This is a genomic window from Marinobacter sp. G5_S1_61_S3 (assembly GCF_054968585.1).
In genome coordinates, this window is the sequence record NZ_JBQKUK010000013.1 from 12,684 (window position 1) to 37,096 (window position 24,413).

Annotated in this window: 18 protein-coding genes and 1 riboswitch; of the genes, 5 read left to right on the forward strand and 13 right to left on the reverse strand. The window is 57.4% G+C overall.

The window, feature by feature from the left end; all coding sequences use genetic code 11:
* Nucleotides 1-35 precede the first annotated feature (35 nt).
* The 9 genes from ACTRWH_RS13790 to ACTRWH_RS13830 form a co-directional block, all read right to left on the reverse strand.
* Entirely contained in the window at nt 36-1,757 is a 1,722-nt protein-coding gene (locus ACTRWH_RS13790; RefSeq protein WP_462826524.1) for a TonB-dependent receptor domain-containing protein, read from the reverse strand.
* Between the two features lie 245 nt (nt 1,758-2,002).
* A riboswitch (cobalamin riboswitch) is annotated at nt 2,003-2,204 on the reverse strand.
* Between the two features lie 47 nt (nt 2,205-2,251).
* On the reverse strand, nt 2,252-3,271 hold the full coding sequence (cobD, locus tag ACTRWH_RS13795; RefSeq protein ID WP_462826525.1) for a threonine-phosphate decarboxylase CobD: 1,020 nt from the start codon (nt 3,269-3,271) through the stop codon (nt 2,252-2,254).
* A gap of 28 nt (nt 3,272-3,299) precedes the next feature.
* Nucleotides 3,300-3,857 (reverse strand): cob(I)yrinic acid a,c-diamide adenosyltransferase, encoded by a 558-nt coding sequence (locus ACTRWH_RS13800; RefSeq protein ID WP_126810330.1) that lies wholly within the window; start codon nt 3,855-3,857, stop codon nt 3,300-3,302.
* A 42-nt stretch (nt 3,858-3,899) separates the two neighbouring features.
* Nucleotides 3,900-5,597 carry a methylmalonyl-CoA mutase family protein gene (locus ACTRWH_RS13805; protein ID WP_075194588.1) on the reverse strand — a complete coding sequence of 566 codons (1,698 nt, stop codon included), beginning with the start codon at nt 5,595-5,597 and terminating at the stop codon, nt 3,900-3,902.
* Nucleotides 5,584-6,564, reverse strand: coding sequence for a methylmalonyl Co-A mutase-associated GTPase MeaB (gene meaB, locus ACTRWH_RS13810; RefSeq protein WP_083637141.1), 981 nt, complete (start codon nt 6,562-6,564; stop codon nt 5,584-5,586). Before meaB ends, ACTRWH_RS13805 begins: the two co-directional genes overlap by 14 nt.
* Complete coding sequence (locus ACTRWH_RS13815; RefSeq protein ID WP_462826526.1) at nt 6,565-7,986, reverse strand: AMP-binding protein; 1,422 nt, start codon at nt 7,984-7,986, stop codon at nt 6,565-6,567.
* A 60-nt stretch (nt 7,987-8,046) separates the two neighbouring features.
* Entirely contained in the window at nt 8,047-8,472 is a 426-nt protein-coding gene (locus tag ACTRWH_RS13820) for a cobalamin B12-binding domain-containing protein (protein WP_007151650.1), read from the reverse strand.
* A gap of 15 nt (nt 8,473-8,487) precedes the next feature.
* The gene (locus ACTRWH_RS13825) at nt 8,488-9,180 is read right to left on the reverse strand and encodes a GntR family transcriptional regulator (protein WP_036206493.1); all 693 of its coding nucleotides are present in this window, start codon (nt 9,178-9,180) and stop codon (nt 8,488-8,490) included.
* 207 nt (nt 9,181-9,387) lie between these two features.
* The gene (locus tag ACTRWH_RS13830) at nt 9,388-9,975 is read right to left on the reverse strand and encodes an NUDIX hydrolase (RefSeq protein ID WP_007151652.1); all 588 of its coding nucleotides are present in this window, start codon (nt 9,973-9,975) and stop codon (nt 9,388-9,390) included.
* 102 nt (nt 9,976-10,077) lie between these two features.
* Here ACTRWH_RS13830 and ACTRWH_RS13835 point away from each other — a divergent pair, with 102 nt between their 5' ends.
* Nucleotides 10,078-10,626, forward strand: a complete 549-nt coding sequence (locus tag ACTRWH_RS13835; RefSeq protein WP_036206490.1) for an NUDIX hydrolase — start codon at nt 10,078-10,080, stop codon at nt 10,624-10,626.
* Nucleotides 10,627-10,646: 20 nt separating this feature from the next.
* Here the strand turns inward: ACTRWH_RS13835 and ACTRWH_RS13840 are convergent, their stop codons facing one another.
* Complete coding sequence (locus ACTRWH_RS13840; RefSeq protein WP_036206488.1) at nt 10,647-10,958, reverse strand: YqfO family protein; 312 nt, start codon at nt 10,956-10,958, stop codon at nt 10,647-10,649.
* 467 nt (nt 10,959-11,425) lie between these two features.
* Complete coding sequence (purL, locus tag ACTRWH_RS13845) at nt 11,426-15,331, reverse strand: phosphoribosylformylglycinamidine synthase (protein WP_428398770.1); 3,906 nt, start codon at nt 15,329-15,331, stop codon at nt 11,426-11,428.
* Between the two features lie 536 nt (nt 15,332-15,867).
* Here purL and mltF point away from each other — a divergent pair.
* Complete coding sequence (gene mltF / locus ACTRWH_RS13850) at nt 15,868-17,262, forward strand: membrane-bound lytic murein transglycosylase MltF (protein ID WP_319830334.1); 1,395 nt, start codon at nt 15,868-15,870, stop codon at nt 17,260-17,262.
* Here the strand turns inward: mltF and ACTRWH_RS13855 are convergent.
* Nucleotides 17,257-17,724, reverse strand: coding sequence for a regulatory protein RecX (locus ACTRWH_RS13855; protein ID WP_085681149.1), 468 nt, complete (start codon nt 17,722-17,724; stop codon nt 17,257-17,259). The genes mltF and ACTRWH_RS13855 overlap by 6 nt on opposite strands.
* 185 nt (nt 17,725-17,909) lie before the next feature.
* Between ACTRWH_RS13855 and ACTRWH_RS13860 the strand changes: the two genes are divergently transcribed.
* On the forward strand, nt 17,910-20,375 hold the full coding sequence (locus ACTRWH_RS13860; RefSeq protein WP_462826527.1) for a DUF349 domain-containing protein: 2,466 nt from the start codon (nt 17,910-17,912) through the stop codon (nt 20,373-20,375).
* A gap of 39 nt (nt 20,376-20,414) precedes the next feature.
* Here the strand turns inward: ACTRWH_RS13860 and ACTRWH_RS13865 are convergent, their stop codons facing one another.
* Nucleotides 20,415-20,678, reverse strand: coding sequence for a late competence development ComFB family protein (locus tag ACTRWH_RS13865; RefSeq protein ID WP_126810335.1), 264 nt, complete (start codon nt 20,676-20,678; stop codon nt 20,415-20,417).
* Between the two features lie 188 nt (nt 20,679-20,866).
* Here ACTRWH_RS13865 and ACTRWH_RS13870 point away from each other — a divergent pair, with 188 nt between their 5' ends.
* Both ACTRWH_RS13870 and ACTRWH_RS13875 read left to right on the forward strand, forming a co-directional pair.
* Nucleotides 20,867-22,075 (forward strand): acetyl-CoA C-acetyltransferase, encoded by a 1,209-nt coding sequence (locus ACTRWH_RS13870; RefSeq protein WP_075194607.1) that lies wholly within the window; start codon nt 20,867-20,869, stop codon nt 22,073-22,075.
* 32 nt (nt 22,076-22,107) lie between these two features.
* On the forward strand, nt 22,108-24,258 hold the full coding sequence (locus tag ACTRWH_RS13875) for a 3-hydroxyacyl-CoA dehydrogenase NAD-binding domain-containing protein (RefSeq protein ID WP_228210894.1): 2,151 nt from the start codon (nt 22,108-22,110) through the stop codon (nt 24,256-24,258).
* The last annotated feature ends 155 nt before the right edge of the window (nt 24,259-24,413 follow it).

Here is a 24,413-nt window from a genome sequence, read left to right on the forward strand (position 1 = left end):
GGCGCTCAATCATGCCCTTACCTCTCCATGGTTGATCATAGGTCGTAGCGAATCGTCAGCATTGCGGTGCGGCCAGCGGCTATGTAAGCACTTCCATCAAAGCGCTGCGCCGTGGCGTATTCTCTGTCCAGCACGTTGTCGACCGTCAGATTGGTGGTCCAATGGCTGTCGATTTCCCACTTTGCTCGCAGGTCCCAAGTGACAAAGCCGGCGAGGCGCTCTTCGTTTTCGGCATCGTCGTAACGATACCCCTGGCCCTTAACGGTGGTTCCCAACGACACTCGGCCGAAGTCCCGATCCAGGTCCACCCGGAACTGTTTCGCGCTACGGCGACGAATTCTATTGTCGGTCTCACGGTCGCGGGGGTCGGTTACCGACGCCCCAGCCTGCACGGTCCATTCGTCCAATTCCAGGCCAGCACTCAGCTCAACCCCCCTGATGCGTGCTTCGTTAACATTGAATGGTGCGAACCGACCGTCCCTAAAGACAAATACAATCAGATCATCAGCGTCTGTCTGATAGATCGCGGCATCCCAGAACCAACGGGCGTAATTTCCGCCAATACCAAGCTCCACGCTACCTGCGGTTTCCGGTTGAAGATCCGCATTGCCGAAGTTCGGGAAGTAGAGGTCATTGAACGTGGGCGCCCGGAAGGATGTGCTGTAGCTCACCCTTACTCTATGGTTGCGATCTATATCGACACCCATGGCGATCGCACCAGTTTCCTCACGACCAAAAGCTTCGTTATCGTCGGCGCGCAAACTCAACTGAAAGTCCGTCGGACCAAAATTCAACAGGGCCTGGCCAAAAACAGCGGCGTTGGTGCGGCTGGTTTCGTCAAAGTCGGTGGTGCTGTCTACTTCATCCATCAAGAGCTCACCGCCCAAGATGTACTCATGGCGGCCGACACTGATCTGGTTCTCCCAACGGGCACTGCGGGTTTTGGTATCGAAGGTGCTGTCACCAAATTCGTCCCGTGTATCCTGCTCATCAATGGATTCGGCCAACAGGATACGGCTCCGCCAATAGTCGCTGATGGGCGCGTCCAGACGAACACCAACGGTTTGGATAGCAAAATCTGTATCACCGCCCTCGAACTCGGTATTGCCCTGGGCACGCATGAGGACAACGCCGGCTTCCCCACCGGAGTCGAACTGGTGAGCAACGGACGCCAGGGCTGAGGTGTTACGAAAGCCCTTGTCTTCGCCCCCTTCAACGATGGCCGTGCCGTCGGTCTCCAGATGGCTTGCGCTCAGACTGTATGTCATCCGGCCTTCAGAGCCGGCGGTCCCGGCCACATATTCCTGGGTGTTAAAGTTGCCGCCGCCGGCCTGAACCCATCCCTCGCGGCCCTTTTCGGCGCTGTGGGTGAAGGCCTGGATAACACCGCCCACGGCATCGGCCCCGTACAGGTTACTGCGGGAACCCCGAACAATTTCTACCCTTTCCACCATTTGCGGCGGGAAATACTGCCAGGCAGCACTACCACTGGTGGCCGAGCGCAAACGAATGCCGTCCACCAGGAAAACCGTGGATTCGCTGCCAGTGCCCCGGGTGTAGACACTGGTGTTCTTACCGAACGAGCCGTTGCTGGTGATATCAATGCCGGGTTGCCCCATCAGCAGCTCGTCGAACGTTTGAGGCTGCAAACGTTCGATCGCCTCTTCATCAATCACAGTGACCGATGAGTCACTTTCGCCCCGGGTCTTCGGCCCAAGCGTGGCCGTCACAACAATGGGGTCAAGTGCCGAGACCATTACCTCTTCGTCGGCTAGCGCACTGGAAACTGGCAGGAACACAAGGGGGAGGCCGGAAAATAGAACCGGCAAAGACTTCGAACAACTCATAATCAACACTCGCTGGCAAACCACGCGCACCCGCGTGATGGTTATTGTGTTGCGGAGTTTGAGTATGAGATTGGGGAGGCAGGATACGAGTCAGAGTACGGGTGTGAGACCGACGCAACTCTCCCACCGCCGTCGCCCTCCGCAACTTCCGGTGTGCATTCAGGCCGGTCTCCGGGCTTGCGAGTGGATCAGCCTGTTGGACTGGTCCGGGGCAATCACCTTCCCATGCATGATGCACAGTGGCTTTTTCGATTGCCTTTAGCTCGCTTACCGTTGCGGGGGCAGCGTCGGACTTTAACCGACTTCCCGTTTTACGCTTTCCGGCGGGGATACCGCAAAAAAGCGTTACCTGAACACGGTGTTCATCGAATCGGGCGCCAAACTAGCAGCCCTTATGTGCTAAATCAATACAGATGGCTTAAATACAGTGCCTGCTCTAACCGCGTCCATTCCGGTTCTGAGCCGGGCAATCCAAACCGCAGCGCAGCAGGATTCTCGAACTCCCGAACGAGGATTCCCCGCCGTGCGAGTTCGCCTGCAATGTCCGCCGCCCGGCCATGCCGAACGTATCGAAAGAGCGCCGTTCCTGCGGCTCCTTCAAGGCCATGCCGCGACAGGCAGTCCGCCAACCGCTGACTTTCACTGTGCAGTCGCTCCATCGTCGCAGCTTGCCACTGGGTGTCCGCCAGCGCCTGGCCCATGATAAATCGCGCAGGGCCACTGATTGACCAAGGCCCGATCATTGCACCCAATCGGCGAATAATATCCGGGTCTCCCACCGCAGCTCCGGCCCGCAGGCCCGCCAGGCCGAAAAACTTACCCAGGGATCTCATGACGATAAGACCGGGTCTGTCGGTCGCATACCCGACACTGAGTTCCGGAGTGGCATCGACGAACGCCTCGTCTACAATCAGCCACCCACCGCGACGTTGAAGCCGCTGATGCCAGCTCAGCAACCGGTCCGGATCAACAACCTGGCCAGTGGGATTATTTGGATTGATCCACACCAGCACGTCCAGTTCATCCAGCCAGCTTTCGTCATCATCCTCTAGCTGATCATTGCCAATCTCGATAACCCGATGGCCGGCAACAGCCCAGTTGTGGCCATGCTCCTGGTAACCCGGAGAGGGCACACCTACCCGGCACGGCTTTCGTAAACGGGGCAAGTGCATGATTGCCGCCTGGCTACCAGCCAGGGCCATACATGCGGCGCCATCCGGTGCACCCACCCATTGTCTGATGAGTGGCTCCAGACCATCGTCAGGCTCCGGCAGGCGACGCCAGACCTCTTCCGGGATCGCCGGAACAGGCCACCCATGCGGATTGATACCGGTGGACAGGTCCAGCCATTGATCCAGCGGAATCGCCCACCTCTTAGCCGCGGCGCGTAGCCGGCCACCATGCTCCGGCGTGGACGAACTCACGCTTCAGTACCCTGCTCGTGGGCCAGCATTATTTTCCCGGCACCCAAAGCACGTCGTCCTTACCCTGGTTGTTGGCGTGTCTGGCAAGGACGAACAGCAAATCAGACAGCCGGTTCATGTATTCCAGCACCAATTGACTGATGTCCTGCTCTTCCTGCAGTTGCGCGATGATTCGCTCAGCGCGCCGCGTCACGGTGCGCGCATGGTGTAGATGCGTTGCGGCCGCATTGCCCGCGGGCAATATAAAGGAGCGAAGCGACGGAATATCCGCGTTGAACCGGTCGATTTCCTGCTCAAGCTCAACGGTCTTGCCCTCGGCAAGCCTGAGTGGCGGATACTTCGGGTTCTCCACGATCGGGGTGCACAGATCCGCCCCGACATCAAACAGGTCGTTCTGGATGCGTGCCAGTATCACGTCCAGTTCGTCGTCCACATGCAGCCGCGCGAGACCAATCACTGCGTTGGCCTCATCCACCGTGCCGTAGGCTTCCACACGCAGGTCATGCTTGGCGACGCGGCTGCCGTCGCCAAGACCGGTATCGCCCTTGTCTCCGGTTTTTGTATAGATCTTGGTGAGCCTGACCATTCATGTCTCCCGTGAACCGGTTCTGTCAGTATTCAAAGCCGGTCAGATTACAGGTTTTTCGCGATAGGTTCCCCATATCCCTTTCAGGGTTTCAACAATATCGCCCATCGAGGCGCCCTCTTTCACCAGTTCGATGGTGATGGGCATGAGATTGGCCGATTCGTCTTCGGCCTGCTCTTTCAGTTGCCTGAGCATGTCCTGGACTTTCTCCTCGTCGCGATTGTCCTTGACCCTATTCAGGCGCTCAATCTGCCGGCGTTCGGTTTCCGGATCGTGGGGATGGGTTTCGATTTCAACATCCTCTTCATCCTGCACGAACATGTTGACGCCGATAACCGGACGCTCACCGCTGGCCTTGCGCAGCGCGAAATCGTAGGCGGAATCGGAGATGCCCCTCTGGAAGTAGCCGTCATCGATGCACTGCAGCGTGCCACCGAGCTCTTCCACTTCGTCGAGAATCTTCCAGACTTCCTTCTCGATCTCATCGGTAAGATTCTCGACATAGTAGGAACCGCCCAATGGGTCCACCACCTGGGTGATGTTGGTCTCGTAGGCGATGATCTGCTGGGTTCGCAGGGCAATACGCATCGCCTCTTCCGTTGGAATAGCGAACGCTTCATCCATGCCGTTGGTGTGCAGGGATTGGGCGCCACCCAGTACCGCAGACAGTGCCTGAAGCGCGGTACGGATCGGGTTGATGGTGTATTGCGGCTTGGTCAGGGTGGCCGCGGCAGTCTGGGCGTGAAAACGAAGCCGGCTGGCCTCGGGTTTGGTGGCGTTGAATTTTTCGCGCATGATCTTGGCATAGACCCGCCGGGCTGCGCGGAACTTGGCAATTTCCTCGAAGAAGTCGGCCTGGCTGACGAAGAAAAAGGACAGGCGCGGCCCGAACTCATTCACATCCACACCCGCATCGATGGCGGTCCTGACATACTCCATGGTGGTTGCCATGGTGTACGCCACTTCCTGGACCGCTGTCGAACCGGCTTCAGAAATGTGATACCCGGAGATATTGATAGGGTTGTACCGCTTCATGTTTTCGGAGCCGTACTGGATGCAGTCCCGCACCAGTCGAACCGACGGCCGCACCGGGAATATCCACTCTTTCTGGGCAATGTATTCCTTGAGAATGTCGTTCTGGATGGTGCCCGACAGGTCATTGAGATCGTATCCCCGCTTCTGCGCCAGGGCGATGTACATGGCGTAGAGAATCCAGGCGGACGGATTGATGGTCATGGATACCGAGATCTTGGTCAGATCAATATCGTCGAACAACTCCTCCATGTCGGCAAGGGTGTCGATGGCAACGCCTTCTCGGCCCACCTCACCCTGGCTCATGGCATGGCTGGAGTCGTAACCCATAAGCGTCGGCATATCGAAGTCGATGGACAGACCGGTCTGGCCCTGGGCGATCAGGTACTTGAAGCGACCGTTGGTTTCCCTTGCCGTACCAAAGCCGGCAATCTGGCGCATGGTCCAGTTCCTGCCCCGATACATGGTGGGGTACGGCCCCCGCGTAAACGGGTATTGCCCAGGGAAACCAATATCCTCAAAGGGCGTATTCTTCAGGTCCAGTGGCGTGTAGGTACGTTTCGTCGGCATTCCCGAGGCGGTGGTGTATTCCGTCTTGCTCTCCGGCGCCCGCTTGATAAAGGACGACACCTCGTTCTGTTCCCACTGGTCGAACTCTTTTTCCATGTGCTTGAGTGCAGCGGGGTCATACTGGTCAGTGCGCTTCATGAATGGTCTCCTTCATGGCTTTTAACAAGGTTACTGCGGCTCCATGGGGGTCCAGTTCGCGCTGGGTAACCTTCTTGAGCAGCTCTTCGGTCTGCGACCTGCTGTCACGTGCAAAATTATCCCGGACAATCTCTTCAGCAACCTTCACCACCCGGGTTAATGCAATCTGGTGCCGCCGCTGGGTGATTTCGCCGCTTTTTTCCAGGTGCTCAGCGTGACGATCAATGGCGGCCATCAGGTCGTCAAAACCGGTATGCTTTTCGGAACTGGTAGGCACCACGGGCACCCGCCAGATTCCCTCGCCCGGCTCCAGGCTCATCATCAGCATGGCCTTGAGTTCCTGAATGGTTTTGTTGGAGTCCGGCCGGTCCGCCTTGCTCACCACGTGAACATCGGCGATCTCCAGAACGCCGGCCTTGATGGCCTGGATGTCGTCGCCCAGCCCGGGCGCGTTGACGACCACGGTCGTGTGGGCGGCACGGACAATATCGACCTCGTCCTGCCCCACCCCGACCGTCTCGATCAAGACCACGTCGAAGCCGCCGGCATCCAGAAGATCAACCGCATCCAGGGCTGGCCTGGCGAGGCCGCCCAGGGTTCCCCGGGTGGCCATGCTGCGGATGAAAACGCCGGGGTCGGACACCAGGTCGCCCATGCGGATACGGTCACCGAGGATCGCACCGCCGGAGTACGGGCTGGACGGGTCAATAGCAACAACGCCGACCTTGCGGCCGCTGGCCCGGTACTCATGGACCAGTTGCGTGACAAGGGTGGACTTCCCGGCTCCTGGCACACCGGTAATGCCCACCACATGGGCGTTGCCGGTGCTTTTGTAAAGCTCGGCCAGGGCTTCGCGCACCTCAGCATCACCGCCGCTTTCAACGCGGGTAATAAGTCTGGCGATGGCGCGAAGATGCCCTTCCCGCACACGTTCAGCGAGCTTCATCGAGGGTATGCGGTTAATCATTTAACCTCCTCGCTTCTGGTTGAGGCTCTGGTAAAGATCGCGGTCGTCAACCACACGCTGGGCTTTGAAGTCCGTGCGAGGAAAGGTCTCGGGGTCAACCATGACGACCCGTGCGCGCACGCCCAGTACCCGGCTAAGTTCAGCCTCTGCTTTCTCACCGAGAGATCTGATCGCATCCGGGCCCCTGCCTGCGACCTCCTGATCAAACTCCGCTTTGACAGCCAGCTCATCCATAGAGCCACCCCGTGAAATGATGATCCGGTGCTCGCCACCATAACCAGCCAGGCCTTCCAGAACTTCCGCAATGGCGCTGGGATACACGTTTTCACCGCGGATCTGGAACATGTCGTCAATCCGGCCGTAGATGCCTTTGGGCAGCCTGGGATAGGTGCGACCACAGGGATTGTCTTCCATCACCCAATGGGTCAGATCGCCGGAAACCATCCGGATCATCGGCTGGGACGTTCTCTCGAGATGGGTGTAGATCGGCGTTCCCTGATCGCCGTATGGCACCCGGCGATGGGTGTTGGGATCAGCCACTTCGGTGTAGACAATGTCCTGCCAAAGCAGCATGCCCTCGGTGTCTGCGCTGCCGGAGGCATGCATCCAGGGGGTCAACTCTGCCATCGTTCCGCAGTCAACTACCTTGGCACCGTAGATCTCCTGGATCTTGTCGCGGATGGACGGAATAGAGCCGCCCGGTTCACCGGAGAAGAACAGCACCTTGATGCCGAATTCTCTCGGGTCTACCCCTTCCTCGCGGGCCACTTCCGCCAGCCTTAACGCGTAAGACGGCGTTGAATACAGCCCGGCTGGCTTCATCATTCCGAGCCAGGTTACCGCTCGCGCAGTCATCCCGGGCGCACCAGCGCCGAAGGGGAAGGCTTTGCAACCCAGTCTTTCAGCCCCGATCAACGCCCCCCATGACCCCATGTAGAGGCTCAGGATCGCCGCCACAAATACCGTATCACCGGGGCGCAACCCCATACCCCACATGATCCGGGCATGGTTGTTGGCAATGGTTTCCCAGTCACGCCTGGAAATGCCAAAAGCGGTGGGTCGGCCGGTGGTACCAGAAGTGCCGTGAATATGATGGATGTCGCTTTCGGGACAGCAGAGGTAATCCCCGAAAGGTGGATTTTTCGCCTGGGAATCGCGCAGTTCCTGCTTGGTGACGACGGGCACTTCCTCGAAGTCTGCGAGGGTACGGATGTCATTGGCCTTTATACCGGCCTCATCCCATTTGCGCTGGTAAAATGGCGAGTGGTCGTAGGCATAGGCCATCACCTCGCGGATGCGCGCAACAATCAACTCATCGCGTTTTTCCGGGTCCATCGTCTCCCGGTCCCGGAACCAGTAGGGACTGTTCGTATCCGGAAAATAGTCGTTGCGATAACTGGGGGGGAAATTCCACTCTTCCATCGGAGACTCCTGATATTGTTATTGGTTGTCGTCTGAGGAAATCTGCGGCCACGGCCCTGACTATCGGGCACCTCGATCTGCGACCATTTGCCGGAACGAATCGATGATTTCTTGCGGAGGAGTGTCCTGAAGAAGAATCTTGTGGACGCCCATCTGGTAGAGTTCTTTGACATCGTCGTCGGGGATGACACCGCCACCGGCAACGATCATGTCTTCAGCTTCCTTGTCTTTCAGAAGCTCCAGTACCTTGGGGAAAATGTGCATGTGCGCACCGGACAGCAGGCTGATGCCGAGGATGTCCACGTCTTCCTGAATGGCAGCGTCCACGACTTCTTCAGGCGTGCGATGCAGTCCGGTATAGACCACATCCATGCCGGCATCACGCAGAGCACGAGCGACCACTTTAATGCCGCGATCGTGACCATCCAGACCGATTTTTGCCAACATTACCCGAATCACAGCTGCATTTTTGTCATTGTTTTGCATCGCGTTCTCCTTGGATTAACTAATCGTGCTCCCGCTTCTTTTCAGGGGTTCACGGCAGACTTGAATCTCTTTCTGAAGCCATTTTGATGCGGTTTCCACATGCTCTCTGGCAAGTGTTTCAGCAGTCCGTGCATCACCGGCCAATACCGCGTTCAGTATTGCCTCGTGCTCTTCCCAGATCTGTTTCTGGTTTTTCTCGACAATGAGAATGTCACTCATGACGCGCCTTACGTGGTTCCAGTGCGCCTCCATTGAGTCAAGGATGAAGGTGTTACCCGCCAGCTCGTAGATGAAGCCATGAAAGCGCATGTCAGCATCGATCAGAGCGGGGAGATCATGTGCTTTCCCTGCCGCGAAACCTTCGGCAATGATGTCCTCACCTCGCTTTCGCGCCCCGGCATCCACTCGCTGGGCGGCAAGCCCGGCACTCACCAGATCGATCCCACACCGGAATTCGTACAGCTGCGCCACAAAACTCTCATCAAGCACCGACACCATCAGGCCCCGACGCCCTACCGCTGACAGAAACCCGTCATCACGCAGACGCTGCATAGCCTGGCTTACCGGCAACCGCGAGACATCAAGTCTCTCGGCCAGCGTCTCTTGTGTGACCCGCTCACCCGGCTTAAGCAAACCTTCAACGATCGCATTGACCACAGAGTCGTAAATCAACTCCGGCAGGTTTTTTTCGGTTTGAATTTTTTTCATTGATCGCACCCCACGACGCAACTCCTTTTTGTCGTTTGCATACAGTATTCACCATGTAATACCTGATCGATTTACAAGCATATTAGACCTTTGTCTAACACTTGAGCATTCAGGGACACATAAAACGTCAGCGGGCCCAAGAAATGGGCCCGCTGATAAACGCGAAAAAAAGAGGAGAACTCGAAAGGAGGGGGCAGGAGACGCTGGTCAGCGTTTCGGCGGCGGCTCCAGCAAATCAATACCGGCGTCGTAAACCGCATTGAGGAAATCCACCAGAACGACCGCAGACAGGCCCCATATCTGATAGCGTTCCCAGCGATAACAGGGGACATAGAAGGTATTGTTGAGGAAGTTGAGCGGATCTGTGCGTTCTCGATTGTCGTCCAGGAAAAACTCAACGGGCACCCGGAAAATACTATCGATTTCCGCCGGGTTGGCTTGAAGAGGGTGATCGCCGGGTATCACCCCTACGTAAGGCGTTACGAGAATCTGATGCAGCGACATGACCTGGCTCAGCGGCGCAATCAGTTCCACTTGGTCTGGTGGCAGCCCGATTTCCTCGTGGGTCTCGCGCAGCGCGGTATCGGCCAGGGAATGGTCTTCCGGATCGCGCCGCCCGCCTGGGAAAGACACCTGCCCCCGGTGGGTACTCAGGTTTTCCGACCTCAGGGTAAACACGATTTCAGGGTTTCCGTGGTCATTGGTGACCGGGACGAGTACGGCTGCTTCGGGGTAATCCAATGTCAACAAACGGGGTACATAGCCTGACAGGCGTTTGGTGAGAAGATCGCGCAAAACACGGCTCCGTTAAGACTTCTGACTGTTGAATGAGACACCGGCAGCGCAGATAGTTACACTTGCTACCAACACACATTTGTCCAGTATATGGTGAAACAGATGAAATACTGCAGCACATGCGGCCATCCTGTCGAACAGCGCATCCCCCAAGGCGACAATCGCCACCGCTACGTGTGCATCAGTTGTGAAACCATACATTACCAGAATCCCCGCATCGTCGCCGGTACGGTTCCCGTCTGGAAAGGGCGGGTTCTGCTATGCCGCCGCGCTATCGAGCCCCGCTATGGTTACTGGACGCTGCCTGCAGGGTTTATGGAAAACTCGGAAACCACCCTCGAAGCGGCCACCAGGGAAACCCGGGAAGAGGCGCTTGCAGAAGTGACGGTGGACAATCTCTACACCATCATTCATGTGCCACACATTGATCAGGTACACATGTTCTATCGCGCCACCCTCACCAGCGAAGACTTCGGGGCCGGCGAAGAGTCGCTGGAAACCCAGCTGTTTGCGCTGGAAGACATTCCCTGGGATGAGCTGTCGTTCCCCACTGTCCGTCGCACCCTTGAGCTCTATGTGGAAGACGTTCGCAATGAGCACTTCCCAGTGCATGTGGACGACATTCGGTACCGGATGGGGCCTCGTGCCTAAATATCCACGCCTGGCCGCCGCTACAGCGCTTCCATACGAAACACCTCATAGGCGGGCTCTTCATAGGGATGCGCCTGTTTCAATGCTCGAAGTGCCGCCTGAATAAGGTCGTCCTTGCACACCAGCTCAACGCGGAATTCGTCCACACGCTCAATTTCCCCTGCCTGGCCCAAAAAAGGCTGGCTGCCATCCAGCGGACGAAACTGCCCCTGACCTTTACATTGCCAGGCACAGCAATCGTAATCTCCAATACGCCCGGCACCCACTTCAAAAAGGGCGCTTTTGGTCGTTTCAAGATGACTCTCAGGCACGAAATAACACATCTTGTACATTCGTCAGATCCTCCCTTGAACACCGTTGTGTCAGAACAGAATCGGGCCATTCCGACACCCTTCCAACGGATAATTTTTGTACAGATTAAGCATTTAGCTACTTACCCACAGAATCTGTGGATAACTCTGGGGAAAGTTTTGGGGAACATGCCCCCATCCCCCGGAATTACTGCACTTTTGTTAAATTGGCGACAAATTCACCTACTTAATTAAGTTCTTATATTTCATATAGTTATAGTTGTCGAACAAAAAATGAACCTAAACCCAGTGCTTTGTGCACATTGCACACAGCATGGCACCAGGAATGTGCATAAACCGTTTGAGTCAAGGGGATTTTCGCACTTATAAACAAAAATTTCCCTTGAAAATTCTTGAAAACTCCCGTCGCCAGAAACAAAAAAGCCGGCCCTGGATGAGTCACCTTTATGGTGCGTCCGGGGCCGGCTTTTTTAGCTCAGGCTATGGCTTTAGCTGAACCAACGCCTCGCATTACGGAACATTCGGATCCATGGCGCGTCTTCACCCCAATCGGCAGGGTGCCACGAAAGCTGGGAGGTTCTGAATACCCGTTCGGGATGGGGCATCAAGATGGTGACCCGTCCATCCCTTGTGGTCACACCGGTTATGCCCGCCTCAGATCCGTTAGGGTTCCATGGGTAACGTGTGGTGACCTCGCCGCGGTTATCCACGTAGCGCAGCGCGATCAGCTCGCTATCACTCAATTGGTCTGCAGACGTTCCAGCCGGGAACTCAACCCTGCCCTCACCATGGGCAACCGCTATCGGCATCCTGGAGCCGGCCATGCCTTCCATGAACGCCGACGGAGAAGCGGGCACCTCCGCCATCACCAGCCGGGCTTCGAACTGCTCCGACTGGTTACGTACGAAACGCGGCCAGCCTTCGCTGCCGGGAATCAGTTCGTGCAGGTTGGACAGCATCTGACAACCGTTACAAACGCCAAGTGCCAAGGTGTCCTGACGGTTGAAGAATGCGGCAAACTGATCACGAACCCGATCATTGAACAGGATGGACTTGGCCCAGCCCTCACCTGCACCCAGAACATCCCCATAAGAGAAGCCACCACAGGCAACCATGCTGTTAAACCCTTCCAGGGAAACCCGGCCGGAGAGCAGGTCACTCATGTGAACATCCACGGACTCGAACCCGGCACGGTCAAAGGCGGCGGCCATTTCAACCTGTCCATTAACACCCTGCTCCCGCAGCACCGCCACCCGAGGACTGGCCCCTGTGTTGATGTATGGCGCGGAAACATCGTCGTTGAGGTCAAACGTCAGTTCCGCGTGAAGCCCCGGGTCACTGCTGTCCAGCAGGTTGTCGAACTCCTCCTGAGCGCAATCGGCGTTGTCACGGAGCGACTGCACGCGATAGCTGGTTTCCGCCCAAAGACGCTGCAGGTCCGCCCGCGGTCGGGATATGACCGACTGTCCCTCAAAGGTATAGCGGATGTGGTCGTCCTGGTTGACGGTACCGATTACCGAGGTGTGGTCACCAAGACCCGCTGCCGAAAACTGCTGTAGTACAAACCCGGTATCCTCCCGACGAACCTGGATCACGGCGCCAAGTTCCTCATTGAAGAGCTCACGAGCGAACTGGGACGCATCTTCCGCAAGACCATCGAGTTTGATGTCGACACCGGTGTGCCCGGCAAAGCTCATCTCAGCCAGGGTGACGAACAGGCCACCATCCGAACGGTCATGATACGCCAGCAGCTTGCTGTCTGCGTTCAGGCCCTGGATAACCGCGAAAAACGCCTTGATGTCTTCCGGGTCGTCCAGATCCGGTGCTACCGCACCTACCTGCCGGTAAACCTGTGCCAGTGCCGAACCACCGAGGCGGTTCTGTCCCGCCGCAAGATCAACCAGAATCAGATCCGTATCGCCCGCATCTGTCGCCAGCTGAGGGGTCAATGTTCTGTCCACATCCGTCACCGGTGCGAAACCGCTGATGATCAGCGACAACGGGGCCGTAACACTTTTTTGCTCGCCGCCATCCTCTTCCCAGACCGTCTTCATGGACATGGAATCCTTGCCCACCGGAATGGTGATACCCAGTGCAGGACAAAGCTCCATACCAACCGCACGAACGGTTTCATAGAGGTTTTCATCCTCACCCGGGTGCCCTGCCGCGGCCATCCAGTTGGCGGACAGCCGAATATCCGACAATTTGGCGACAGGGGCGGCCGCCAGGTTGGTAATCACTTCGCCCACTGCCATGCGCCCGGATGCAGGCGCATCGATAACCGCAACCGGTGTGCGCTCACCCATGGCCATGGCTTCGCCTGTTTTCACATCAAAAGACGACGAGGTAACCGCCACATCACTAACAGGCACCTGCCAGGGGCCCGCCATCTGGTCACGCGCGACAAGCCCCGTGATGGTCCGGTCACCAATGGTGATCAGAAAACTCTTTGAGCCCACTGACGGCAGCCTCAGAACACGGCTTACCGCATCGTTCAGATCAATCTTCGTGGAATCAAAAATAGGCTTGGTGAATGAAGACCGCGACACGCTGCGGTGCATGCGGGGCGGCTTTCCGAACAGCACGTCCATCGGCAAATCAACAGGGCGATCGTCGAAATAGGAATCCCCGAGTTCCAGATGGTGCGCCTCGGTGGCTTCGCCGATCACCGCATAGGGGCAACGCTCACGGCGGCAAAGGGCATCAAACTGTTCAAGGTTCTCCGGCGCCACCGCCATCACGTAACGTTCCTGGGATTCGTTACACCAGATCTCCAGGGGCGACATGCCCGGCTCGTCGCTGGGAATGTCACGCAGTTCGAAACGGCCACCGCGACCACCGTCCTTGACCAGTTCCGGCATGGCGTTGGACAGGCCGCCGGCCCCTACGTCATGAATAAAGCATATGGGATTGTCGTCGCCCATTTGCCAGCAACGATCAATCACTTCCTGGCAGCGACGTTCCATTTCCGGGTTATCCCGCTGGACCGACGCAAAGTCCAGGTTCTCGTTGCTGGATCCGGAATCCATGGACGATGCAGCACCGCCACCCAGACCAATCAACATGGACGGGCCGCCGAGGACGATCAACTTGGCCCCCACAGGAATATTGCCTTTCTCCACATGGTTCGCCCGGATATTACCCAGGCCGCCAGCGATCATGATGGGCTTGTGATAACCGCGTACCTCTTCGCCACCGGCACCGGGCGCCACTTCCTCAAAGGTCCGGAAATACCCGGCGAGATTGGGACGGCCGAACTCATTGTTGAAGGCAGCACCGCCAATGGGACCTTCAATCATGATATCCAGAGGCGAGGCAATTCGTTCCGGCTTCCCGTAACCAAGTTCCCAGGGCTGCGGGTCATTCGGGATGTTAAGGTTGGATACCGTGAACCCGCTGAGGCCCGCCTTCGGCTTGGAACCACGCCCGGTTGCCCCTTCATCACGGATCTCACCACCAGAACCGGTTGCAGCACCAGCCGCCGGCGCTATCGCGGTCGGATGGTTGTGGGTTTCCACTTTCATTAGGATATGGATATCTTCCTCATGATAGCGATACACACCGGTTTCGGGCTCCGGGAAGAAACGCCCCCCACGGCTGCCGGCGATGACCGACGCGTTGTCCTTATAAGCGGAAAGCACGCCCTCGCTGTTCATCTCAAAGGTATTGCGAATCATCGCAAACAGGGATTTCTCCTGCCCTTCGCCGTCGATATCCCAGGAGGCGTTGAAAATCTTGTGGCGGCAATGTTCTGAGTTGGCCTGCGCGAACATCATCAACTCAACATCGGTGGGATCACGTTCCAGGTCCGAGAAGGACTTCACCAGGTAATCGATCTCATCTTCAGCCAGCGCCAGGCCCAGTGAGCGATTGGCATCTACCAGTGCCTGACGCCCACCAGAAAGCACCGGAACTCGGTTAAGGGTGCGCGGCTCGTCGGTATGGAACAACAATTCCGCACCGCCCATCTCGTGGAAGACTTTCTGGGTCATGCGGTCGTGAAGCAACGCCGCAATCTTCTCCCGCTGCTCGAGGCTCAGCTTGCGGTTGGCTTTCACGTAATAGGCGATACCCCGCTCAATCCGCCGAATCTGCCGCAGGCCACAGTTGCGGGCGATGTCCGTCGCTTTGCTTGACCAGGGTGAAAGGGTGCCCGGGCGCGGAACCACCAGGAAAAGCACGCCATCAGGCTCTTCAGCGGAAACACTGGGACCGTATGTCAACAGGCGATCAAGTACCGCCTGATCGGATTCGGACAGCGGGAACTCAAGATCCGTGAAGTGCATGAACTCGGCATACACATGTTCCACCGCAGGCACGATGTCCTGGAGGCGAGTATGCAGCTTGCGGGAACGAAAGGGCGAGAGCGCGGGAGCGCCGCGAAGTTCAAGCATGATCAAAACCTGTACGCGCGAGACTGGGAGCCGGTGCAGCATCCTGTGTTCCGTATCGACGGAGTACAAGGCAAACAGGAAAAGGCCGGCCATCTGAAAGGCCGCAATGATACTTGAAACACGCACCGGGATACAGCGTCAAAAGGTTATAAACCGGCCGCTATAATTTACATTGTTTTGCACATTAACCGAGCAGATTCATTGACCACCCCAGTATGACCGGGGATCATTACAGATGAGCCAGGGAGGCTCCGTATTGAGTGAACATCGGTTAAACTCCCCAAAGCTGTGCTGGCATGCCACTTGCTGCTTTTTTAGTAACGCAAGAAGTGCGAGCGAGGTAGCAGGGAGTGATCGGACATCAGGGGAAACACCGTAACACTCAGCGTCCTGCATCAAGGGAGTTCAGGAATTTGCCTAAGAACCGTCGTCAGCCGTACACGGCCATCGCGAAATTCACCTGCCTACTGTCAATAATCCTGACAGTTGCAGGATGCTCAAGGCCAAGCACTCTTCAGGAGATCCGTTCCGAGGGTGTGCTCCACGTTATCACCCGGAATGCGCCATCGGTTTATTTTGAAGGCCGTGATGGCCCCACTGGTTATGACTACGAACTGGCGCGCCTGTTCGCAGAGGACCTGGGCGTTGAGCTCAAGGTTCGCGTTGCGAAGGACAACACCAGCGTGCTGTCGATACTCGATCAGGACTACGCTCACATCGGTCTGGCAGGACTGTCCTCGCGCCCCGATTTTCAGCAGCGCTACCAGAAGGTTGCCAACGGCATCGAAGCCGAATCCGTGGTGGTCTACAACCGCGAAGTTGACCGCCCGGAATCCCTGGAGGATCTTGAGGGGCAGACTATCCATCTGGTGGCGGACAGCAATCACGAACACCAATTGGAACAGTTCAGCGCCAACAACAGCGGCCTGCAGTGGACCATGCACGCCGGCCTGGACGCGGCTGGCATCCTCTCACGCGTGGAGTCCGGCGAGTTCCCGCTGGCCATCGTATCCTCCAACGAACTCGAGCTGAACCATGTGTTCTTCCCGAAGGTCAAGAGCGCGTTCAGCCTCGGAGAGCCCGAACCATTACTGTGGCTCTTTCCCAGCGAGCAGGACCAGAGTCTGGCCAATGCCGCCGAACAGTTTATTCAGGAGCTGCGGGACGACGGCACACTGGCGCATATTTCCGAGCGATTCTACGGTCATCTCGACCGCCTGGACTATGTTGGCGCGCGGACCTTTGTTCATCATGTGGAAAACCGCCTGCCCAAGTACGAAAGCCTATTTCGCGATTACGCCAAGACCTACGAACTGGACTGGCGACTGCTGGCCGCCATGGGCTACCAGGAGTCCCACTGGCGCCCTAATGCAGTCTCTCCGACCGGTGTTCGCGGCCTGATGATGTTAACGCGGAACACAGCCAGCCATATCGGCATCAATAATCGTCTCGATGCCGAGGAAAGCATCCAGGGTGGCGCAAAGTATTTCACCATCGTGCATAGCCGGGTCCCCGATCGCATTCCCGAACCGGACCGTACCTGGTTTGCCCTCGCCTCCTATAACGTTGGCTGGGGGCACGTGGAGGATGCCCGCAGGCTGACCGAGGGGGCCGGCAGAAACCCTGACCGCTGGATGGACGTCAAGGAATTCCTGCCTCTGCTTGCCCAGAAGGAATGGTATTCCAAAACGCGGTTTGGCTACGCCAGGGGGCATGAACCGGTGATTTACGTTCAGAACATACGCCGCTACTACGATTTCCTGGCCTGGCTGACGGAGCCAACAAAGGTAGCGGAAACTGAGGAAAAGCCCTGGTTCAAAGAGCTGGAGGGTATGGAAAAGATTGTCGGCCCCGTCGATGGCAAGGAAAACAACAGCGACATCAGGGCGTCGCTGCCAGAGGAATTCGGTTTCGTCCCACCAACGCTATAGCCGTTGCTCAAGCGCGTTTTCCACGTGCTCGGAGGAAAACCCCCGACGGGCAAGAAAGCGGGCCTGGCGAGCTTTTTCATCCCAGTCATCGCGGATATCGCTGAGCCCGAACCGCTTCTCCCGAAGCAGCGTCGCCCGGTCGGACCAGTCCGTGTCGTTCATTTCCCGGACGCAGGACGGCGTCTCCTGGATCCCCCTTTGCTGGAGTTCAGCCTGGATTCTCAGCGGCCCGTAGCCCAGATCCATCCGCTGCCGGGCATAGACCTCCGCGAATCGCTCATCACTCAACCAACCTTCGGTTTCATAGTCGTCCAGAACCTGCTCAATAACATCCGATTCGATCTTCCTCTGCTTGAGCTTAAGCGCGAGTTCCAAACGGCTGTGCTCCCGTCTGGCGAGCAGTCGCAACGCGGCGGAACGCGCCTTGTGGTCCTGATCTTCCGGATTTGATGCTTTTCCCATTCAGACTCTTCCCGCAAATGCCGACAAAACGCTAGACTAGCCCCCACCTAATACAGCTGACCGTTCAATTCCATGGATCGATCAGCTGACGTACCCGGCACCCGGAACTCCGGACAACGCCGATGGCTGGTGCCTGCTTACTTTGCCGGCACCGGGAACTGGTTTCAATATCAAAGGATAACCCCATGGCCGCATTCATCCAGAAACTGTTTGGAAATCGCAAAGCAACCGCGACTGCCGTTACCCCTCGCAAGGAAGCTACGAAGGAAGAGGCCGACAAGACAAGCAGGCAGGATGACCAACGAGAGCTGCAGGCAGAAGCACTGAAAGCCAACCCGTCCGAAGGCGAACTCGAGGAACTGGCCATTGGCGGCCTGACAGCAGGTATACGCAGCGAGGCGGCGGAAGCACTGACAGAAAAAGCCACCCTGCAGCGCGTCCAGAAGCTTGCCAAAGGCAAGGACAAAGGGGTCTATCAAATCGTTCGCCAGAAGCTGCAACGTATTCGCGACGAAGAAGATCGACAACGAAAACTGGCCGAAACCATTCAAACCATCGTGCGTCATGCGGTTGAGCAGGCCCGCAGCGACGACACGAAGTTGTTTGAGGCGCGTCTGGACGCACTCCTCCAAAAGTGGGCTGATGTGGAAACTCAGGCCTCACAGGAACAAACCACGGAATTCCTGCAGGCTGTTCACCAATGCCGCGAACGGCTGCGCGAGATGCAGGCCGAAAAGGATCAGCTGAGGCATCAGCAAGAGCAAAAGAGCCAACGGGCGGAAACGTTGTCCTTACTGGAAGACACCCTTGACGAACTGAAACATCAGGATCCGGACCTGGAACCCTCCCTGGCCTCCCTGGATGCCTTGCAGAAAACCCAGGAGAACCGCTGGCTGGAAGCCACCCGGGACACCCAGGTGGAGAAACAGGAACAGAAAGTCTACGAAAACCTGATGCAGTCGCTGCGAAGTTATATATCCGCAGTCAAGCGCCTCGGCCAGCACCGCGACGAGATCATGGCACTGCAGGCCACCGATAGCAGTGACACCGATGATAGCAAGCAGACCGACCAAGCCAGTGCGATACTGGAAACCGTCGACTGGCCCCGCGATTTCAGGCGCCCCACCTTGCTGGACGCTCTGAATCGCCTTGCGGGAAAACCCCGCCCTGCAAAAACCAACAAGCCAGACTCGGAAGAACAGAAGGCCTTGGCTGATTCGCTTCGGCAGGTGTTGGATAAGCTGGAGGAAGCTCTCGAATCCAAGCAGTTGAAGGAGTCCCGCCAGCACTTCAAGGCCGCACAACAACTCGCAAAAGGCCTTGATCATCGCCACGGCAAATCACTGCAACCACGAATGCACCTGCTCGGAGGCCAGCTTCGCGAACTGACAGACTGGCAGGGCTTTGCAACGCGCCCGAAACAGGAGTCGCTCTGCGAACAGATGGAATACCTGGCAAACCAGCCCATGGAACCGGAAGCCAAGGCTGAGCGAATCAAGGAACTGCAGAATGAGTGGCGGGGTTTGGGAGGTTCTTCCGATCGCGACTTGTGGTCACGGTTCAAGCAGGCCTCGGATCAGGCGTATGAGCCCTGCAAGGCCTATTTCTCTGCCAAGTCCGGGCTGAAACAGGCAAACCTGGAAACCCGCAAGACGATTTGCGATCAGCTGGGCACATTCCTCGACAACGCCGACTGGAATAACATTGACTGGAAAGCGGCCGAACGCATACATCAGACCGCACGTGAAGAGTGGAAAGCGGCCTGGCCCGTGGAATTTCGCGACAATCGCCCGGTTCAGAAACGGTTCGACGACCTGCTGAAACAGCTCGAGGCGCCGCTGGATACCGAGCGTAAGAAGAACGAAGCTCTTAAACAGGGCATTGTTGAGCGAGCGGAAGCCCTGATTGAACACGAGCCCCTGGGCGATGCCATGAGCCAGGCGAAAGCCCTGCAAACAGAGTGGACGAGCATTGGCATTACCCGACACCGCGAAGACCGAAAACTGTGGCAAGCGTTCCGCAAAGCCTGCGACCAGATCTTCGCGCGAAGGGATGCCCGCAAGAATGAGCAGGAACAGCTTTCCCGTGAGGCGGATGAAAAAGCGGGGCCGGTGCTTGAAGCCTGCCAATCGGCGGGCTCCGATAGCAGCCTTGATGTGCTCAAAGCGACACTGGCTGAACTTGACTCGCTCAGAAACGAGCCATTGTCTGCGGGCAGCAAAGAGCGAGTCAGCCAGGAACGCAGTCGCCTTTCAGGGCTGGTTTCGACCCGCCAGCTGCAGGATCAGATAGATACCTGGAAAACTTGGATCAACGCCCGGAGTTCAAGCACCCTGGACAGCGAGGCACTGCCACAGCATTGGGCCGGTCTGGCTGCCGATGTGGGCCAGCCAGACCCGGTAGAACTGGTGATTCGGGCGGAGATACTGGCGGAAGTGCCGTCACCGGCGGAAGACCAGGGCCGTCGCATGGAAATTCAGGTACAGCGACTTGCCGAAGGCATGGGCAACGCTTCTTCGGACAGCGACAAATCAAGGCAACTGGAAATGCTGGTTGCCAACTGGTGTGTGGTTCAACCAGTGGATGTTGTCAGTGAGCCCCTGGCTGAACGGCTTGGCAAGGCGTTGGAGGCTGTACTGCGCGAGAGTTAATCGTCCCGCTGATGGCTCTTTATTCGCGCTGATGGCTCTCTATTCACGCTGATGGCTCCTCACAAACTCCCTGGCCTCCCGAACGGCGGTCAGGGCCTGTTTTTTCATGGTCTCGAGTTCGCCGTCGGCGAGGTAGAACATCATATCGATGCTGTGGCGGTAGTATTTGGCTGGTAGCCGATTCAGCGCCACACACATCACGTCGGTCAGGTAGTCCTGGCTGTCACCATCCCCTCTCGTTTCATCAATGGCTTCCGCAACCAGCGGCTCGTAAAAGTTATCGATGGCATCTCTCAGGGACATCGCCTTGCTCCTGCTTGTGATGGGTACCTGTCTACACCATAGAACCCTACCCTGAAATTGTCATGACCGGATTGAGCAGTTTCGCCAATTCGATTGGCAGTGCTCGTCATTACGCTTACCCGTCAGGACCCGCTATGGTTATCCTTCGCGATGCTATTACTGAGTCAACGACCAACAGAGGACAGGAAATGACCACCGAAGCCTATATCTTCGATGCGGTTCGTACGCCCCGGGGGCGCGGCAAGAAAGACGGTGCCCTGCACAGCGTTAAACCCATTACCCTGCTGACCACCGTTCTCAAGGCGCTACAGGAGAGAAACAGCCTGGACACCGCCCAGGTGGACGACATCGTTATGGGCTGCGTGACCGCGGTTGGCGACCAGGGTGCGGATATTGCCAAAACCGCCGCCCTGGCCGCGGACTGGGACGAAGTTGTAGCCGGTGTCACCCTGAACCGCTTCTGTGCATCCGGCCTTGAGGCCGTCAACCTGGCGGCGATGAAGGTTCGTTCCGGGTGGGAAGACCTGGTGGTTGCCGGCGGTGTTGAAGGCATGTCCCGTGTCCCCATGGGTTCCGATGGCGGTGCCTGGGCCACGGACCCGGCCACCAACCTGCACACTGGCTTTATGCCACAGGGCATCGGCGCGGACCTGATTGCGACACTGGAAGGCTTTAGCCGGGAGGATGTAGACGGGTTTGCGGTGAAGTCACAACAAAAGGCCGCCAACGCCTGGGAAAAAGGCTATTTTTCAAAGTCCATCGTTCCGGTTACCGACCAGAATGGCGTGATGATCCTGGATCGTGACGAGCATGTACGCGGCAACACCACGGTGGAATCCCTGTCCAGCCTCAAGCCCTCGTTCCAGATGATGGGTGAAATGGGCTTCGACGGCGTCGCCCGGGAAAAATACCACTACGTGGAGAAAATCAATCACGTACATCATGCCGGCAACTCCTCCGGTATTGTGGATGGCGCCACGGCGCTCCTTATTGGCAGCGAAGCCAAGGGCAAGGCCATGGGGCTCAAACCCCGAGCACGTATCCTGGCCACAGCGGTCACCAGCACCGACCCCACTATCATGCTGACCGGCCCTGCCCCGGCGGCTCGCAAGGCGCTGGAAAAAGCCGGCATGACAGTCGACCAGATCGATTTGTTCGAAGTAAACGAAGCGTTTGCCTCCGTGGTGATGCGCTTCCAGAAGGAGTTGTCGGTTCCGGACGAAAAAGTGAACGTGAACGGCGGTGCTATCGCCATGGGCCACCCACTGGGGGCCACTGGCGCTATGATCCTGGGCACCCTGCTCGACGAACTGGAGCGGAGAGAACTGCGCTACGGCCTGGCCACCCTGTGTGTGGGTGGCGGAATGGGTATTGCCACCATCATTGAGCGCGTCTGAGCCGACGACTGATTCTGAGAGGAGAACCAACTATGAGCGCCATTCACTACGACCTGGGTTCAGACCAGATCCTGACCCTGACCATCGACATGCCCGGCCAGTCCGCCAACACCATGAACGCCGATTTTCGAGCGGCACTGACGGAGACAGTGGGCAAGGTTAAAAGCGATCTCGACAATATCCGCGGCATTATTGTCACCTCCGCCAAGAAAACCTTCTTTGCCGGCGGTGACCTGAAAGAGCTGTACAAAGTAACCCGGGAGGACGCCGGTGCCTTTGAAGACATGGTCAACGGCATGAAAGCCGAGATGCGCGTCCTCGAAACCAGCGGCAAACCCATCGTGGCAGCCATCAATGGCTCTGCCCTTGGTGGCGGTCTGGAAATCTGCCTGGCGTGCCATCACCGGGTTGTTCTGGACGAAGACAAGATTCAACTGGGCCTTCCGGAAGTCACCCTTGGACTGTTGCCCGGTGGCGGCGGCACTCAACGCCTGCCCCGTATGATCGGTTTGGAAGCGGCCTTCCCCTTCCTGATGGAAGGCAAAAAGGTAAACCCAAAAGCGGCGCTTAAGGCCGGCATTGTTAATGAACTGGCCTCGTCCACCGACGACATGATGGCCAAGGCACGGGCCTTTATCGACGCCAATCCAAAGAGCCAGCAGCCTTGGGACCAGAAAGGCTTCAAGTTTCCTAGCGGCGCGCCTCACCACCCCGCCATGGCCCAGAAACTGGCTATTGCGCCGGCAATGCTCAAGCAGAAAACCAAAGGCTGCTACCCCGCCCCGGAGCGTATCCTGTCCGCCGCCGTGGAAGGTGCCCAAGTGGACTTCGACAATGGCAGCCTGATCGAAACCCGCTATTTCGCGGAACTGGTTATTGGTCAGGTCGCCAAGAACATGACCGGCACTTTCTGGTTTCAGCTTAACGCGGTCAACGCCGGCGAAAGCCGCCCGCAGGGTGTTGAGAAGGAGACCTTCCGCAAAGTGGGCGTCCTTGGCGCCGGCATGATGGGCGCGGGCATCGCCTACTCCACCGCAACCCGAGGCCTGGATGTGGTCCTCAAGGACGTTTCCACGGAAAACGCTGAAAAAGGCAAGGCCTATTCCGAGAAACTGCTGGCGAAAAAAGTCAGCCGTGGGCGCATGACGGAAGAACAGAAAGCCGAGATATTGAACCGCATTAAGGCCACTGGTTCCGCGGACGACCTGGAAGGATGCGACCTGGTCATCGAGGCCGTTTTTGAAGACAGCAACCTGAAAGCAAAAGTAACCCAGGAAGCGGAAGCGAAACTGGCCGGGAACGGTCTCTTTGCGTCCAACACCTCCACCATTCCCATTACCCAATTGGCCAAGGCCTCGGCTCGGCCCGAAAAATTCATTGGGCTGCACTTCTTTTCGCCGGTGGACAAGATGCAACTGGTGGAAATCATCGTGGGTGAGAAAACATCTGACGACACCCTCGCCCGCGCCTTTGATTACGTCCAGCAGATCGGCAAGATCCCCATTGTGGTCAACGACAGCCGCGGGTTCTTCACCTCACGGGTGTTTGGCACCTTCGTCAATGAAGGAATCGCCATGCTGGGTGAAGGTATCCATCCGTCCAGCATCGAAAACGCAGGCGTATTGGCCGGCATGCCGGTCGGCCCGCTGGCGATTTCTGATGAAGTCAGCATGACCCTTATGCAACATATCCGCGACCAGAGCAAAAAAGACACGGAAGCGGCCGGTCAAACCTGGAACGCGCACCCGGCGGAAGCCGTCATCGACCGGATGGTCGGCAGCCACGACCGCAAGGGCAAGGCCGCCGGTGCCGGCTTCTACGAGTATCCGCAATCCGGGAAAAAGCACCTCTGGCCGGAACTGGACACACTGTTTGTCGATCGGGAAAAAGCCCGGAACACGGACCTCCAGGAGCTGAAAGACCGCATCCTGTTCATCCAGGCCATCGAAACCGTACGCTGCCTGGAAGAAGGCGTACTCCGGACCGTTGAAGACGCCAACATCGGCAGTATATTCGGTATTGGCTTTGCCCCCTGGACCGGCGGTGCCATCCAGTTCATCAACCAATACGGTGTCAGAGCCTTTGTAGAACGGGCAAAAGTCCTGGCCGAGCGCTTTGGTGAGCGATTCAACCCACCCCGTCTGTTGCTGGACAAGGCAGAACGCAACGCGGTCTTCGAGTAATCAACCCCATCCCTTGCCGGAGCTGCACCTGCGCGCTCCGGCAAGGGGGTCACCAAAGGTTTCTCGCTGGCTTTCCGCCGGCCCCCGCGTTCACAAATCTGACGACTTCATGGACAGATTGTCACGTATCGAAACTTCCCCACTATGGCAACCGG